Annotated in this window: 1 protein-coding gene; it reads left to right on the top strand. The window is 57.4% G+C overall.

Annotated features, from left to right (window positions below):
- Nucleotides 1-549 (top strand): COG3014 family protein (locus BK660_RS30400; protein ID WP_473087024.1); only part of this gene is annotated, 549 nt, incomplete at both ends.

Below are 549 nucleotides of genomic sequence, written 5' to 3'. Positions count from 1 at the left end.
ATCAAGAAGACCCATGAACGCGAAGGACTGATCGCCCGGCAACGCGAATTGCAATACGAAGCGGCAGAGGCAGAGGCCAAGTCACAGGGCATCACCCTGCGCTACAAAGATCTGCAAGGTTATCCGGTGGCCATACTCGATGCGCCACAAGTGCTCGAACTGAAGAACGGCTATCAAAGTGCGTTCAGTCACTATCTGGCCGGGTTCACTTATGAAGCCTTGGGTGAGCGCGACCTCGCGGCGCCCGGTTATCGCCAAGCCATCGAACTGCGCCCGGACATGCCGTTTCTGCAGAACGCTTTGCGTAACCTCGACAAGCGTGCAGCCAAGGCCGATGAAAGTGACGTTCTGATCATTGTGCAAAGCGGTCTGGCACCGGCGCGCAGCTCGGTTCAAGTGCCGATTCCGGTGCGCCTGAACGAAAACCTGGTCATTGTCGCGCCGATATCCTTTCCGGTGATGATTCCGGACGCCGTCACCCCGACCTTCAATCACCTGAAGGTTGATGGCCGTAAGCAGCCGTTGACGGTCATCAACAGCGTGACCGAT

The organism is Pseudomonas brassicacearum (genome assembly GCF_003732265.1).
In the GTDB taxonomy this organism is placed as follows: Bacteria; Pseudomonadota; Gammaproteobacteria; order Pseudomonadales; family Pseudomonadaceae; genus Aquipseudomonas; species Aquipseudomonas brassicacearum_D.
Note: the sequence above shows the minus strand (reverse complement) of the source record. Positions and strands in the feature narration are given on the sequence as shown.